Consider the following 16,837-nt stretch of genomic DNA (forward strand, 5'->3'; position numbering starts at 1 on the left):
TTCTCTTCAAACTCTGGCCAATTTATTTTAAGTATTTCTTTTATTTTCGACGAATATCTCATGTTTAAATGTTACCATATTATGGTCTCACCGGGTACCCTCAAAAATGTATACTTTCCTAAACAATAAAAAACCAGCATAAATACCCTGTTCGATTACACGAGCTAATAAAAACTAAACATAATAAATCTGAGTCCCCATTGCCTGTTGCCTATGGTTAAAGCTATGGCGGGTGGACCGATGGGTGTATCGGGAAACCGGTGCGCCTCCCATTGCGGAAAGGATTTAACTTACTTACAATGTCGTCGTGCCTTTACGCATGACGGCTTTTTTGTTATTGGAAACATTTAAGAGCCAGAGCGGGGTGAGTCTTTTGGCGGTTATCAGCGTTGTAATAGCCAGTGACACAGGTCACCAAGGCGAAGCAATTAAAAAGATAATTGATAAGGCGCCTGACGTGTTTAAAGTGCTGGATGTGATATTATTCGAAAAAATCTTGGAAGTAGTGGGGGACTACCAGCCGGAAATCATTGTCTGTACTTTAAGGGAATGGGAAGAAAACATTGATGTGTTGAGCGAGATTAAAAATGTCTGCCCGCAGACTCTGGTGGTGATGATAACTGAGAAGGAAGATCCGGAAGTAGTCTTGCACGCCTTAAAAGCGGGTGTTGACTCCTGTCTTGGCTCAATTACGCCGGGGTACATACTGCGTAGCCTGGAAATGATTTGTCGCAGCGGGATTATGATCTTCCCCCGCATGCTCAAACCAAGAATACAAAGAATAGCCGACCTTTCGGAATATGCGTCAAAGAGGATACCCGAGGAACTGACCGGCAGGGAAAGAGAAATTTATAGTTTACTGCTGAAAAGGTATTCCAACAAAGAGATATCACAACAACTATTCATCAGTGAATCAACGGTAAAAGTACACGTGAGGAACATTCTGCAAAAAATCGGCACAAAAAGCAGGGTTAGCTTAATAGATAATTAAGCAATCAGATAAATGTATCGATCCTTATGGGTAGGGTGGTTTTAGATGATTAACGTTTTGATTGCCAGCGATAATAGATCTTACGGAGATGCATTAATTAAGATGTTGAAAAAAGTGCCGGATGTTTATAAAGTACTTGATTTGGTAGACTCGGACGATATATTGAATACCGCGGTTGATTTCCAGCCGGAGATAATGTTGTGCGCCGTTCAGAACAGGGAATTGCCTTATTCACTGTTGAAGGAGATTCAAGACTTCTGCCCGCAGACACGTTTAATCCTGGTGCTTGAACAGGACGACGCAAACATTTCGATAAACGCTATGAAAGCGGGTGTGGATGCCTGCCTCGGCCAGGTGGCGCCGGGGAATCAACAGTTAAGGTGCATGTGCGCAATATTCTGAAAAAAACGGGTGTTAAAAGCAGAGGCGCTTTAATTTTCGCCGGTTTGATGCAATAAACTGACCAGATTAGACATCCCCAACATAATGGGGTATTTTTTTTGCCTAATTTGCTAAACTGCTTAATCCCAGGCCTTAAATGCCTAGCACTCGAGACGTGATGATGATTATCGACTTGACATGGGCTATTAGAGAAGCCGATAAGGCTTAATTCAAAGTGGTGATAAAGGATAATTTTTAGGTGATATCATCTAATTCTGGCTAATCCCGGGGTTGGGAAGGTACATCCCGGGCTCGGGTTGGAGGGCGCTGTTAAAACGACTTTAGTGGTTATGTGCCTTTAAAAACTTTCTAAACCCTTTTAAACCTTTCTAAACCCCTCTAAACTATATGCTTTAAGATTTGAACGTTTGGGGAAAAGACTGGTAGGCACTATGACTGATAAAATATGCAGTGCAAGCCGATAAATTCATATTTATGGAAGTTGAATGAAGAATGTACCGAAAATTAAAAAATGTCCGCAGTCACATTATAATTTGTGTCGCCCTGGCGATAGCTCTGAACGCCATCGGGTTGGGTTACGCCGCCTGGCAAAACGGGCTGCAGTTCGAGGGAGTAGTGGCAACGGGGTACATCGACCCTCGCTTTAGTTCCTGCGAAGTGCTGGAAAATTGTTCACCGGGTCGCGCCAAAGCTGTGCTGGAGGGTCAGGGTAAAAGGCTGGCTCTCCACGTTCATGACGCTTACCCGGGATATTACGCGCGCTTTCGTTTTCAGGTGACCAACCAGGGGACGGTGCCGGTCGGTTACACCGCCCGGATCAATAATGACACGCCGGAAGTGGATATAAAGGTCAGCGACGCCCAGGGCATTATCGGAGGGGCGGGCGGCAGCCAGTACGGAGACCTCTGGCTTACGGTGGGAAACGTCGATGAAAACAGCAATTACAATTTCACGGTGGACCTGGCTTTTCAGCAGTGGGATGCCGTGAGGTGATGATAAATAATTGCGGCTGTTTGCTAAAACATTACGGGAGGTGATGGAAAAAACTGTCTGAGCGTGCTTTGGCGCTAATTACCCATTAAATTTTGAGGAGGAAAAGGAAAGATGAAAAGTGTCAAAACGATGAGTTTGGTTATGCTGCTTGCCCTGGTCCTGATGGGCGCCGCCTACGCCGTGTGGGCCGAGGACATCACCATTAACGGCAATGTCCAGACAGGTTACCTGGATACCGTGTTTACAGCCGCGACTTCCAATGACCCGGGCGTATCCGTTGACCCCGGCAAGACGTTAAACGTGGGCCGTACTGAAGTGCCCACCGTTATCGGCGCGGATGGAGTCAAAGATATCGGAGTGGACGTGACCAACGCCTATCCCGGCTACAACGCGACAGTCAATTATACCATTAAAAATAACGGCACCATTCCTGTTAAAGTGACTGAGGTTATAGATAAATCAGGCAACGAGGCCGAGCTTAGCCTGGCTTCCACTTTAACGCCCAATACTGTCATCGCCGCGGGCGCCACCTATAACGCCAGCATTGCCCACACGCTTACCGACGCCGCCCAACAGGAGCAAAATTATCATTACAAAGTCACCATCACCGCCACCCAGGCCCAGTAAGTGATGTTACAGGTGTAACTAACTTGTAAGCCTGAAAAACAAACAAGTTTCTTTATCAGCAAATTAGCAAAGGAGGGATATTCAACATGTCGAACGTCAAAAAGAACTGGCTTTACAAGGTTTTCATGGTCGTTCTCAGCGCGCTGCTGCTCGCCGGGTCGTTTAGCCTGACGGCGCCCGCGCCGGCCCTGGCCGCGTCGACTCAAGTACAGATTGACGGAAACGGGGTGACGAATCCCACGACCTTTACCGTGGTCCAGCTCCAGGCCATGGACGCGCAATACAAACTTATTGAACAGCCGTACAGCACCATCAACACCTGGCCCACCAAGAAATTTTACCGGGCCACGGGGGTCAAACTGCAGCACCTGCTGGATTTGGCGGGGATAACAGCGTCCGCCAAACAGCTTAAATTCTACACGACCGACGGTTTTGCAATAACCCTGACCCGCCAGGAGTTATTGCAGGACACGCGCTATTACTACCCGAATTTCAAGAACGTTGATCCCGGCGACAGCGACGGTTATAAGTTCAATGAAGACTCCGACAACAACGCGGCGGCGGTGGAGCCCATCCTCGCCTATTCCAGCGCCAGCGGCGGAGCGAATGACACTTCCCCTCCCCAGGCGTCAAGCATGAACGGCGACAGCGCCCTGCTCCTGATCTTCGGGCAGCGGGCGGTCAGCGAGCAAACCAATACTTTCTTTTTAAAGTATGTGAACAGGATCGAAGTGTTCACCACCCAACCGGATCAATGGGACAGCTCCATTCAGGCCAGTCCGGCCAGCGGGCCGCCCCCGGCCAACGGGCAGGTAGCGTTGTCCATACCCGGCGCCCCGGACAACGGGCAAGAGGACACGGATAAGATTTACTACACCACCGACGGCAGCACCCCGACCCTGAACAGCCCGATCTATAACTGGATCGGCAGCCGGTGGTGGGTAGACCGGGCGGCTGTTCTGAACACGATCAACCACCCGATCACCGTCGGCACTACCGGTGAAACAGCGATCAAGGCCGTCAGGATCGGCCCCCCCGGCTATACGCCCAGCAATTCCGGCAAAACGAACAGCGACGTGCAAACCTTCGTCTACACCAACCGCGCCAAAGGTGATATCGACTACGACGGCTACATCGATGTCACAGACCTGGGGATAATGATCGACATTATCAGTGCCGAGTATACCCCTAATGATTTTGAGTTCTACGCCGCTGATATCAACTCCGACGGCTACGTCGATGTCACGGATTACGGGATGCTTATTGACTTGATCTCAGGCTAGCAGAGTTTCTTGAACTTCCGCGAGCCAAGTATTAATCAAACTTAAGGAGGGGGATTTTTTTGTCAAGCATGAGTAACAAAACATGGCGCATCCTGCTCACGGTAACGTTTATCATGGCCATGCTGTTCAGCGTCGGCATGGCGGCGCATGCCGATGAAAGCACGGTAGTGACTATCGGTAACGTCGTCGGCGGGCCTGGAACAGAGATCCAGGTTCCGGTTTATTTGAATAGTACGGGTAATGTGGCAGTAGGTCAATTTGACATGTACTATGACTCCGCCCTGTTAACCTACACGGGTTACAGCAGGGGGGATCTGGTGGCTTCCACCAGCCATAGTTTTATTGTCAGCAACCCGTCTACCGGTCCCAAGAGAACGAGAGTTATTATTTCAAGCAATCCCAAGGCAGCGATCCCGGCCGGTTCCGGCACCCTGATCATCCTGAGGTATCAGGTTGCGGCAGGCGCGCAGCCGGGTCAGAGTTGCGCCCTGCAACTAATCAACAATCCGCCCACATCCACCTTGAAACTAAATGACGTTAACAACGCGGTAATCCCCACCACCTGGTACGACGGGCAGTTTAGCGTGCCCGGCGGGGGCAGCATCACCCTGAGCGTGGACCCGGCCGCCGTCACCCTGAATGTCGGCGCCACCCGGGCCATCACTGCCACAGTTGACCCGAATGATGCCACCCTGAGCTACTCTTCCAGCAACGAAGCCGTGGCCGCCGTAGACACCACCGGCACAATCACCGCCTTGTCCCCGGGCGACGCCGACATCACCGTCACCGCCAGCAAGGCCGGTTACACCACGGCCACAGCCACCGTGGCGGTCACCGTAAACGCACCGGCCGACACCGAAGCACCCGCCTGGCCTGAAGGCAGCATCTTGACCGCCGCCGCCTCCGGCGGCAGCGTGGACTTGAGCTGGCCGGCGGCCACCGACAACGTGGGCGTCACCGGCTATCAGGTTTACCAAAACAGCGCCCTGGTAGATACCGTGTCCGGCGCCACCCGGAACTACAACGTCACCGGGTTGATCCCCGGCAGCTACACCTTCAGCGTCAAGGCCGTGGATGCAGCCACTAACACCAGTGCGGCCTTGGATGCCAACGCCAGCGTTGCGCTCGCCACCGACAAGACCCTGCAAATCTTCGGCACCGGTGTAAATCATGATGTAAACATAAACGCGACCGACTGGGCCGGTTTCACTCTCCAAGACCGGTACTATTCCTCTAACAACAGCTATAATTTCCACAAAATCGTCAAGACCAGAGGTTATAGTTTGTGGGATGTGATTGGTACTGATAATCTAAAAACCGACCAGGACTATGACGTTACCTTCATAGCTTCAGATGGTTTTAAGACAGTGAGAAAAGTCAGTCAGTTAAACGGCTATTTTTACTACCCGGATTTGTATACCGAGGCAAGTAAAGTAACCGTCGGTCCAATGCTTGATTTTTACAAGGCGGAGCTTGTATCTGTTCAAGCCAATCCCCTGACCGGGCCGGTCATCTGGTCGGACCGTGAACTTGCCGCCGGCGACGCTGATTCAGGCGCCGTACGGGTAGTCTTTGGCCAGGCCAATGCCAGCGACAAGAATGAATCCAGGTGGGCCAAATATGTGGTAAAAATCCTGGTGGGGCAGGATGCCGTCGCCCCCGCCTGGCCTGAAGGCAGCGCCCTGACCGCCGCCGCCTCCGGCACCAGCGTGGCCTTAAGCTGGCCAGCGGCCACCGACGATGTCGGGGTAACCGGATATAACGTCTACCAGGGTGAGACACTGCTGACTGAAACCCCGATCACCACCACCAGCTATAACGTCACCGGGCTGGCCCCCGGCAGCAGCTACACCTTCAGCGTCAAGGCCGTGGACGCCGCCGGCAACGCCAGCGCGCCATTGACCGCGGATGCAACCACCGCCCTGGGGGCCATCACCCTGAGCGCCAGCCCGGCCAGCGCCGCCCTGATTGCCGGTAACACCCAAGCAATCACCGCCACTGTTGACCCGGCCGACGCCAGCCTGAGCTATGTTTCCAGCGACACGAGCGTGGCTGCTGTTGACGCCGGCGGCGTGATTAGCGCGGTCGGAGCGGGCAGCGCCACCATCACCGTCACAGCCAGCAAGGCCGGCTACAACGATGCCACCGCCACCGTGCAGGTAACTGTGAATACTGCGGCGGAAACCGACCAGGTGGCTCCCGTCTGGCCAACAGCCAGCGCCTTGACCGCTACCGTCGCGGCTGACGGCGTCAGCGTGGCTCTAAGTTGGACCGCGGCCACCGATAACATCGCCGTGACCGGGTACAAAGTTTACCAGAACGGCACTCTAATTACCACTGTGCCTGTTACCGGGACCAGCTATACCGCCACCGGCCTGACTGTGAACACTCAGTACACCTTCCGGGTCACCGCCGGTGACGCCGCAGGCAACTGGACCGGCAACGGCCCCAGCGCCACCGTGATCACCACCACCCCGACCACCGACACATCTCCACCTTACTGGCCGGCCGGCAGCGGCGTGACCGCCTCCGGCGCCACCCACTTCGGGGTGAATCTGAGCTGGACCGCCGCCGGTGACAACGTGGGCGTAACCGGCTACCGGATCTATAAGAACGGCACCCTGATCGACACCGTGAGCGGCACCGGCTACAGCGCAACCGGCCTTAGCGCCAACACCATGTACACCTTCCGGATCACCGCCGGCGACGCCGCAGGCAACTGGAGCCGTAGCGGCGTTTCGGTAACCGTGACCACACCCTAAGCTGCGCTCTGCGCGCGCAGCCGGGTGAACAATTTCCCGCTCAGGCCGCCACGGCCTGAGCGGGAGTTCCAAAATTGACGCTTCCGTCCCGTTAGCGGGCCCTGAATATTTGACAATGCACACAACAGGTATCAGTGACAGGCGCCGGGAAGCAGGTTAACTCCCGGCGCTGAAAAAAGTTTAAGCTTGCCAACAACGGCTGGCTGCGTTTTCATCATCCGGCTGTTTTTATATTTGTTCAGAAAAGTATGCACGCAAGTGCGCGGCGCTTGCATTTTGAGAGTTTTGCCGGCGTCGTGCAAGCGTATTTGAGGAGGGAGAGATTTTTGTCAAGCGCGAAAAGTAAAACATGGCGCGTCCTGCTCTCGGTAGTGTTCGTCATGGCCATGCTGTTCAGCTATGGTCCGGCGGCGAACGCCGACGAAAGCACGGTAGTGACTGTCGGCGCCGTCACCGGTGAGCCTGGAACAGAGATCCAGGTTCCGGTTTATTTGAATAGTACGGGTAATGTGGCAGTGGGTCAATTTGACATGTACTATGACTCCGCCCTGTTAACCTACACGGGCTACAGCAGGGGGGATCTGGTGGCTTCCACCAGCCATAGTTTCATAGTCAGCAACCCGTCTACCGGTCCCAAGAGAACGAGAGTTATTATTTCAAGCAATCCCAAGGTAGCGATCCCGGCCGGATCCGGCACCCTGATCATCTTGAAGTATCAGGTTGCGGCAGGCGCGCAGCCGGGTCAGAGCTGTACCTTGCAACTGGTACACAATCCGCCCACATCTACCTTGAAACTGAATGAAGTCAATAACGCGGTAATCCCCGCCACCTGGCACGATGGGCAGTTTAGCATAACCGGCGGCCCCATCGCCCTTAGCGTGGACCCGGCCGCCGTCACCCTGAATGTCGGCGCCACCCGGGCCGTCAGTGCCACGGTTAACCCGAACGACGCCGGACTGAGCTACGCTTCCAGCGACACAGGCGTGGCCACCGTCAGCGCCTACGGCTTGATCAGCGCCGTGGCCCCGGGCGTCGCCGACATCACCGTTACCGCCGCCAAGGCCGGCTACACCACGGCCACCGCCACCGTGGCGGTCACCGTGGTCGACGCGGCGCCAACCTGGCCCGCGGGCGCCGCCCTGACCGCCGCCGCCACCGGCGGCAGCGTGAACTTAAGCTGGCCCGCGGCCGCCGGCGGCGCGGGCGTCACCGGCTACCAGGTCTGCCGGGACGGCAGCCTGCTGGCCACCGTGACATCCACCGTCTACACCGTCGACGGCCTGGCCCCAGGCAAATACTACTTTACCGTGAGGGCCGTGGACACCGCCGGCAACCTCAGCGCGGCCTTATCCGCCAGTGCGGCGCCGGGCCTGGCCAACGGCTATATCACCACCGTGGCCGGCAATGGAACACTTGGCTACTCCGGCGACAACGGCCCGGCCACCGCTGCGCAGCTAAACCTGCCTAATGGCATGGCTATGGATGCCGCCGGCAACCTTTATATTGCAGATTCTGAAAATAATCGCGTCCGCGTGGTGGCGGCGGCTGATGGTGTCAGATGCGGCATCGCCATGACAGCCGGGAACATTTACACCGTGGCCGGCACCGGCAATCGAGGCTGCTCCGGCGACAACGGCCCGGCCGCCGGCGCGCAGCTAAACTTGCCTAATAGTGTTGCGGTGGACTCCGCCGGTAACCTCTACATCGCCGACACCGACAATCATCGTGTCCGCATGGTGGCGGCTGCTGACAGCACCAGATATGGAATCGCCATGACCGCCGGGAAAATCTACACCGTGGCGGGCACCGGCGCCGCCGGCTACTCCGGCGACGGCGGCCCGGCCGCTGGCGCAAAGCTAAGTTACCCTCAAGGAGTGACGGTGGATAGCGCCGGCAACCTCTATATCGCCGATAACCAAAACCATCGTATACGCCGGGTGTCTCCCAATGGTGCTATCACCACCGTGGCCGGAAATGAAATCCCTGGCTACTCCGGCGACAACGGCCCGGCCACCGGCGCTCAGCTTACCTCGCCTAGTGCTGTGGCGGTGGATACCGCCGGCAACCTCTACATTCTAGACAGCTATTACCAACGTGTTCGCATGGTGGCGGCGGTGTCCGGCACCAAATACGGCATCAACATGACCGCCGGGAACATTTACACCGTAGCCGGCATCGGTATTCCGGGCTACTCCGGCGACGGCGGCCCGGCCACCGGCGCTCAGCTTACCTCGCCTAGTGCTGTGGCGGTGGATACCGCCGGCAACCTCTACATCGCCGACGGCAATCGCGTTCGCCGGGTGGCCCCCGGCGGCATCATCACCACCGTGGCCGGCACCGGCGTCAGCGGCTGCTCCGGCGACGGCGGCCCGGCCGGCGGCGCGCAGTTAACAGGCACTAGGGGTGTGGCGGTGGACGCCGCCGGCAACCTCTACATCGCCGACAGCGGCAATCAGCGCGTCCGCTATGTGCCATCGCCGGTTTCTTCATCTTACCTGGCCACCCTCACCCTGAGCGGCAGCCCGGCCCTGAACTACAGCGGTGCCCCCTTTACCTACGACCTGAGCAGCCTCACCCTGGCCGGCGTTGGCCAGAACGGGGCGGCCTTCGACCTCACCGGCCAGACGGTCACCTGGGCGCTCATCTCCGGCCCAGCCACTATCTCGGGCAGCACACTGACCATCAACGGCAGCGGCATCGTGAGCGTCACCGCCCGGGCGCTCGGGATCACCAGCAACACCCTTAGCCTTACCGTCACCAACAACGCCGGTAGTCAACCCCCGGCCCTGGCCGCGGATATCACCGGCAACAATGTCGGCCAGGATATCGAGCTGACCTTCACTGACGACCCGGCCTGGCGTGGGGCCATCGGCGGGATCAGCATCGGAGGCGCGGCGCTTGGCGCCGGTCAATATACCATCGCTGCCGGCAAGATTACCGTCAGCGGGGCTATCTTCGCCACAGCCGGGGATTACGCCGTCGTGATTACAGCCGCCGGGTACGCGAACGCCTCCGTGACGCAGACGATACTGCCGCCCGGGATAAAAACGCCGCCCGCCCTGGCCTTCGATTACACCGGTAACACCGCCGGCCAAGATATCGAGCTGACCTTTACGGACGACCCGATCTGGCGGGGGGCGATCAACCAGGTTAGCGTCGACGGCGCGGCGCTCGGCGCCGGTCAATATACCATAGCGGCCGGCAAGATCACCATTAGCGGAGCCGTGTTCCCGGCGGAAAAAAATTATGCCGTCGTGATCACTGCTACCGGCTACGCGAATGCCGGCGTGACGCAGCCCATTGAAGAAATCGCGCTTGAAATCAAAGGGGACGGAGTGGAGAATCCCGTTAGCTATACAATGTCCCACCTCCGGGCCATGCCTCAATACGAGCATTTGTACAGCACTATTAACGTCTTCCCCAGTAAAAACTTTTACCGGGCCCGGGGAGTCAAAGTCAGCGACCTGCTCGCCCCGGCGGGAGTGAAAAATGATGCCAGGCAGATTAAATTTATGTCTCTGGATAGTGAAATGGCATATACAGCTGAATTTCCCCTGCCGCAGTTTTTTAATGAAAAGCGCTATTATTACCCGCATTTCAAGGATGTAACCACCGCCGACGGCGACGGCGACGGGTGGATTCCCGGCGATTCATCTGGTGCGGAAGAGGTAGAGTCAATCATTGCACTAACAGTCAGCATTGGTCATACTAAACCACCTGCCGACTTTTCAGATATTGACAATGATTTCTCATTTAAGTCCCTGATTGTAGGGCAGCGGTCGGTTCTCGAGGAGACGAACCCTTCTTTTGTGAAATATATGAAGGTAATCAAGGTGCTCACCGCCGATTTGGAAAAATGTCCCAATCCGCAGGCTGATCCAGGCGTTCTAGACGGTACCATGACGGTGCCCGCCGGGACCAAGGTGTATCTGAGTGCTCCCCCGGATAGTCTAAATTATAGGCAAATTCATTACACCACGGATGGAAGCACCCCGGACGTGAGCAGCCTAATTTATAATTGGAGCGGCAATAGTTATAACCCATCACGAAACGTCCCCCTCGAAATCAGAAAGAGCACCACGCTTAAGGCTATCTTCATTGGCGACGGCAAGCGGGGCGGGTTGGACAGCGACGTGGTCACCTACCACTACCATGTCGACGTGGCCATGCCTCCGGACCTGGTGACCGATACCACCGATAATACGGTGGGTTGGCCGGTAGAGCTGGCCTTCCATTTCGGCAACCCATATGTTACCGACGACGCGGACTGGCGGGCGGGCATCAGCGAGGTCAGTGTAGACGGCGTGGTGCTGGCCGCCGGGCAGTATTCGGCCGGCACCCCCGGCAAGCTCACCATCAGCGGCGACGTGTTCACCACGGCTAAAGATTATACCATTGTGATCAAGGCCGCCGGCTACACCGACGCCACCGTGACCCAGACCGTCCTTGAGTCCCTGAGCGAGCCGCCCGCCCTGGCAGCGGACACCACCGGGAACGTAACCGGGTGCCAGGTGGAGCTGACCTTCACCGACGACCCGGCCTGGCGGGGGGCCATCACCGGGATCACCGTCGACGGTGCGGCCCTGGCCGCCGGGCAGTACTCAAAAGACACCGCCGGCAAGATCACCATCACGGCAAATGTGTTCACCGCCGCCAGAGATTACACCATCGTAATTAAAGCCACCGGGTACAACGACGCCACCGTGACCCAGACCATCACCGGGCTGGTGGTGGAAAAGGCGCCCCTTCTGACCTGGTCCGGCGATCCCAAAACCACCCAGACCGTCACCTGGCTGATGCCGCAGACCTTTGCCACGGCCAAAGTACAGTACCTGGAAGCGGCCGGCTTTACCGGCAGCTTTGCCGGCGCCCAGGAAGCGGCGGCCGCCGGCCGGGCCTTCGGCGCCTCCGGCGCGGACAACCTGTTTTCAGTCAACCTGACCGGCCTGGAGCCGGGGACGCGGTACGTCTACCGGGTCGGGTCCGGGGCGGACTGGAGCGGCCAGTACACCTTCACCACGGCTTCTGATACCGACGCCTTCTCCTTCCTGTACCTGGGCGACGTCCACGCCGGGTACAGCGCGGGCTGGGACGGCCAGTGGAGCGGGATGCTGGATTCAGCCTGTGCCGCGCACCCCGGCCTGAAGTTTTCCCTCCAGGGCGGGGATTTGACCAACGCGGACGACGAGGCGGAATACCGGCAGTTCCTCGGCGCGGCCACGGGAACATTCTCCCGGATTCCCTTCATGCCCGCTCTGGGGAACCACGACGGCGCCTTCTACCTGGATTTCTTCACCCTGCCGGAAAACGGCCCCGCCGGCCAGAAAAAAAGGTTTTACTCCTTTGACTACGGCAACGCCCACTTCGCCGTGCTGGACAGCGACAGCAACGGTGACGCGGCGGCCGCCGAGTGGCTGCGGCAGGACCTGCAAGACAATCACAGCCAGTGGAAGTTCGTGGTGTTCCACAAGCCCGCCTACTACGCCAGTGACGATGGGAAGACAGCCACATACGACGCCATACGGGCGACCTGGGTCCCCATCTTTGAGCAAAACGGCGTGGATATGGCCTTTGTCGGCCACCAGCACGTGTACATGCGGACCAAGCCCATGCGGGACAACCAGGTCCAGGCGGACGGGCAGGGCATCACCTACGTCATGGGCGTGTCGGGACCCAAGTATTATGCCGCCGGGGAAGATTACGACTATGTCGCCAAAGAAGTGGCCAATGTCAGCAATTACCAGGTCGTCAGCATTGACGGCGGCGAACTGACCCTGACCTCTGTCCAGGCGGACGGCCAGGTCATCGACACTTATCAGATCGACAAGAACGCTGGTGTCCCGGCCCCCGTCTGGCCCGACGGCAGCGCCCTGACCGCCGCCGTCTCCGGCAGCGACGTGGTCTTGAGCTGGCCCGCGGCAACCGGCGACGGCATAACCGGTTATCGGGTCTACCAGGACGGCAACCTGCTGACCACCGTCGCAGATGCCGTTTACAGCGGCACCGTCACCGGGGCTGTATACGGCGACGCTTATAGCTATACCGTAACCGGGCTGGCGCCCGGCAGCTACCAGTTCAGCGTCAAGGCGGTAAATGCCGCCCAAAAAACCAGCGCGGCCCTGACCGCCGGAGTCAGCATCACCGGCTCCATGGACACCATGGCACCCGTATGGCCGGAAGGCGGCGCCTTAACCGCCGCCGTCTCCGGCAGCAGCGTGGCCTTGAGTTGGCCCGCGGCGTATGACAACACGGGCGTCACCGGCTACCGGATTTACCGGGGTACGGCCTTGCTGGCCACCGTCACCGGGACCGTGCACAGCTACCCGATCACCGTGCTTGCCTCCGGCAGCTATACTTTCAGTGTTATAGCAGTTGACGCCGCTGGCAACGCCGGCGCGCCCCTGACCGCCGGCGCCGTGATTGCCAACAGTCCGGAAGTGGCGCTGACCATCACCGGAGACGGGGTGGCGACGACCAAAAGCTACACCCTGGACCAGCTTGCGGCCATGGAGCAGTACCAGCAGGTATACAGCGCGATCAACACCTGGCCCAGCAAGAAATGGTACGTGGGCAAAGGAGTCAAATTAAGAGACCTGCTTAGCCAGGCGGGGATGGCGGAAAACGCCAAGCTGATTAAAATTACCTCGCAAGACGGCTACGCAGTAACCCTGACGGTGCAGGAACTGCTTAACGACAAGCGCTATTACTTCCCGCACCTGATGGATAGCGGCACCGGCGACGGCGGGGGGCACATACCCGGCTCCCCCGCGGGCGCGGTGGAAGTGGAGCCCATTCTCGGCCTGGCCAGCGCCGAGGGCACCAGCAACCCCGCCTATATGAACGACGCGAACGCCCTGCTGCTGATGCTGGGGCAGCGGGCGGTCACCGAGCAGACAGGCAATCTATTCGCCAAATATGTAAAGAAAATCGAAGTGCTTACCAGCGCCCCGCCTAAATGGGACAACCCCCGGGCAGTACCGGACAGCGGCACGGTGGCCGCGGGCACCCTGGTCAGACTAAGCAATGACAACATGGACGACGACAAAATTTACTACACCACGGACGGCAGCGACCCGACCCTGGACAGCCCGATGTACAACTGGATAGCCAGCCGGTGGTGGGATGCCCGAAAGAATGTTTTGGACACCATCAATCATCCTATCGAAATCAGAAAGAACACTGTCATCAAGGCCATAACCATCGGCCCCGGCAAAGAGAACAGCGATATCGTCACCTTCAGCTACCAGGTTGACGTTCCCCTGCCCCCGGTATTAAAGGCGAATGCGACGAATGTAATCGGCCAGCAGGTGGATCTGACCTTTGACGACGACGCGGCCTGGCGGGCGGCCATCAGCCAGCTCAGCGTCGACGGCGCGGCCCTGGACTCCGTGCAATATTCAGTATACGCCGGCAAGATCACCATCATTGGAGATGTGTTCAAGACAGCCAAGGATTATCTCATTGAGATCAATGCCGCCGGGTACAATGATGCCGCCGTGACGCTGACGATCACGGAAAGTAGCGGTACAGTAGAGCCTGAGCCCGAACCCAAAGACGTGGTGCTGACCATCAGCGGAAACGGGCTGGCAAAAGACAAGAAGTACACCCTGGCCGCTCTCCAGGCCATGGAACAGTACCAGCAGGTATACAGCGCGATTAACACCTGGCCCAGCAAGAAGTGGTATGTGGGGAAAGGGGTCAAATTGAGAGACCTGCTCAACCAGGCGGGGGCGGCCGGAAGCATGATCAGATTCACCGCCAAAGACGGCTATCAAATGACTCTCACCGCTAAGGAGTTATTACAAGACAGGCGTTATTATTTCCCGCGTTTCATGGACACCGGCGGCGGCAACGGTGGGGGGCATCTGCCGGGCTCCCCGGCGGGGGCGGTGGAGGTGGAGCCCATCATCGGCCTGGTCAGCGCCGAGGGCTCAAACAACCCGGCCTATATGAACGACGTGAATACCCCGCTGCTGATGCTGGGACAGCGGGCGGTCACCGAGCAGACCGGTAATTTATTTGTAAAAAATTTGTGTAAAATCGAAGTTCTCACCACCAGCCCGTCCAGGTGGGACAGCCCGAAAGCGGAGCCGGGCAGCGGCACGGTGGCCGCGGGCACCAAGGTCAAGCTGAGCAACGCCAACATGGACGACGACAAGATTTATTACACCACGGACGGCAGCACGCCGACCCTGGACAGCCCGATGTACAACTGGATTGCCAGCCGGTGGTGGTCAGCCCGGGGAGAAGCCACAGTGGCCGAAATCAATCACCCTATCGAAATAACCAAGGACACCACCATCAAAGCCGTCACCATCGGCCCCGGCAAGGAGGACAGCGATGTCGTCACTTTCACTTACAAGGTTATGGAAGCTCCCTCCAGCGCGTCCGGCACCATCACGCCCGAAAAAGGAGGCGCCGTGAGCCTCGGGAATGAAGTTGTCATTGAGTTACCCCCCGGCGCGGTCACCAGCAATGTGGATGTAAAAATAGACCGCATCGCCGCGCCGCCCGCCGCGCCCGCCGGCTTCAAGCTGCTCGGCGGCGTGTACGAGTTCAGCGTGGGCGATCAGAAAAACTACAGCTTTACCAAAAGCGTGACCATCAAGCTAATCTTCGATCCCAAGGCTCTTAGCCCCGGCGAGACCCCGGCCGTCTACTACTACGACGAGACTGAAGGCCAGTGGGTCAACCTGGGCGGCACCGTGTCCGGCAATTACATCACCGTGCAGGTGGATCACTTCACCAAGTTTGCCGTAATGGTTGCCCTGCCTGCCAGCGTAACGGTGAAAATCAAGCTGGACAAAGGCGGCACGGTAAGCCTCAACGATGAAGCCGTCCTGGAAATACCCGCCGGAGCCCTCAGCGGAGCCGGTGAGGTGGAAGTAAAAATCGAGAGATTGGCCGCGCCGCCCGCCGCGCCCGCCGGTTTCAAGCTGGCCGGCAGCGTGTACGAGTGCAGCGTGGGCGGCAAGAGCAGCTACGAATTTGCCAAGCCGGCGACCATCAAGCTCAGCTTCGACCCCGGCCTGGTCGAACCGGGCAATACCCCGGCCGTTTTCTGCTACGACGAGGCCAAGGGCCAGTGGGTCAAGCTCGGCGGCGTTGTGTCCGGCAAGACCATCACCGTGCCGGTGGACCACTGTGGCAGGTTTGCCGTGCTGACCGCCGCGAGAGTGATCCTGACCGACATCGCCGGCCACTGGGCGGAGGCCGCCATTGAAAAACTGGTGGCCATGGGCGCCGTCAGCGGATACCCCGACGGCACCTTCCAGCCCGACAACACCATTACCCGGGCAGAATTTGCCACCGTGCTGGTGAAGGCGTTCAAGCTGGAGGGCAAGGGCGGTCAAACCTTTGCCGACACTGCCGGTCACTGGGCCGCGGACGCCGTGGCCGCGGCCGCCTGTCACGGCATCGTCAGGGGCTACGACACCAACACCTTTGCCCCGGACGACCTGATCACCCGCGAGCAGATGGCCGCGATGGTCGTCAAGGCGGCCAGGCCGGCCCCGGCGGCGGGAGGACTACAGTTTTCCGACGGCGGCAGTATTTCCGGGTGGGCCAGGGAAGCCGTGGTCACAGCGACCGGGAACGGGATCATCAAGGGGTACGAAGACCGCACCTTCCGGCCCCAGGACAACGCCACCAGGGCCGAGGCCGTGACGGTGATCGTGAATGCGTTGAACAGCATCGCCCCCGCCGCGCCGGCGGCGCCGCCGGCAACTGGAGCCGCGGCGGCGGTATCGCAACAGTAGCCACACCTTGAGCTGCACTCT

General features: G+C 58.2%; 7 protein-coding genes and 1 riboswitch. All 7 genes read left to right on the forward strand.

What is annotated here, in order from left to right; all coding sequences use genetic code 11:
- Positions 1 to 175 precede the first annotated feature (175 nt).
- A riboswitch (molybdenum cofactor riboswitch) is annotated at positions 176 to 301 on the forward strand.
- A gap of 72 nt (positions 302 to 373) precedes the next feature.
- Complete coding sequence (locus tag L7E55_RS11645) at positions 374 to 991, forward strand: response regulator transcription factor (RefSeq protein ID WP_277444416.1); 618 nt, start codon at positions 374 to 376, stop codon at positions 989 to 991.
- Between the two features lie 45 nt (positions 992 to 1,036).
- Positions 1,037 to 1,393, forward strand: a complete 357-nt coding sequence (locus L7E55_RS11650; RefSeq protein WP_277444417.1) for a DNA-binding transcriptional response regulator — start codon at positions 1,037 to 1,039, stop codon at positions 1,391 to 1,393.
- A 492-nt stretch (positions 1,394 to 1,885) separates the two neighbouring features.
- Complete coding sequence (locus tag L7E55_RS11655) at positions 1,886 to 2,386, forward strand: hypothetical protein (RefSeq protein ID WP_277444418.1); 501 nt, start codon at positions 1,886 to 1,888, stop codon at positions 2,384 to 2,386.
- 111 nt (positions 2,387 to 2,497) lie between these two features.
- Entirely contained in the window at positions 2,498 to 3,013 is a 516-nt protein-coding gene (locus tag L7E55_RS11660) for a CARDB domain-containing protein (RefSeq protein WP_277444419.1), read from the forward strand.
- A 227-nt stretch (positions 3,014 to 3,240) separates the two neighbouring features.
- Positions 3,241 to 4,296: a chitobiase/beta-hexosaminidase C-terminal domain-containing protein gene (locus L7E55_RS11665; protein WP_277444420.1), complete on the forward strand. Its 1,056-nt coding sequence runs from the start codon at positions 3,241 to 3,243 to the stop codon at positions 4,294 to 4,296.
- Between the two features lie 68 nt (positions 4,297 to 4,364).
- Positions 4,365 to 7,058, forward strand: a complete 2,694-nt coding sequence (locus L7E55_RS11670) for a fibronectin type III domain-containing protein (protein ID WP_277444470.1) — start codon at positions 4,365 to 4,367, stop codon at positions 7,056 to 7,058.
- Between the two features lie 326 nt (positions 7,059 to 7,384).
- Positions 7,385 to 16,816 (forward strand): hemoblobin-interacting domain-containing protein, encoded by a 9,432-nt coding sequence (locus L7E55_RS11675; protein ID WP_277444421.1) that lies wholly within the window; start codon positions 7,385 to 7,387, stop codon positions 16,814 to 16,816.
- The last annotated feature ends 21 nt before the right edge of the window (positions 16,817 to 16,837 follow it).

Origin of the sequence: Pelotomaculum isophthalicicum JI (genome assembly GCF_029478095.1) — a bacterium.
GTDB lineage: Bacteria > Bacillota > Desulfotomaculia > Desulfotomaculales > Pelotomaculaceae > Pelotomaculum_D > Pelotomaculum_D isophthalicicum.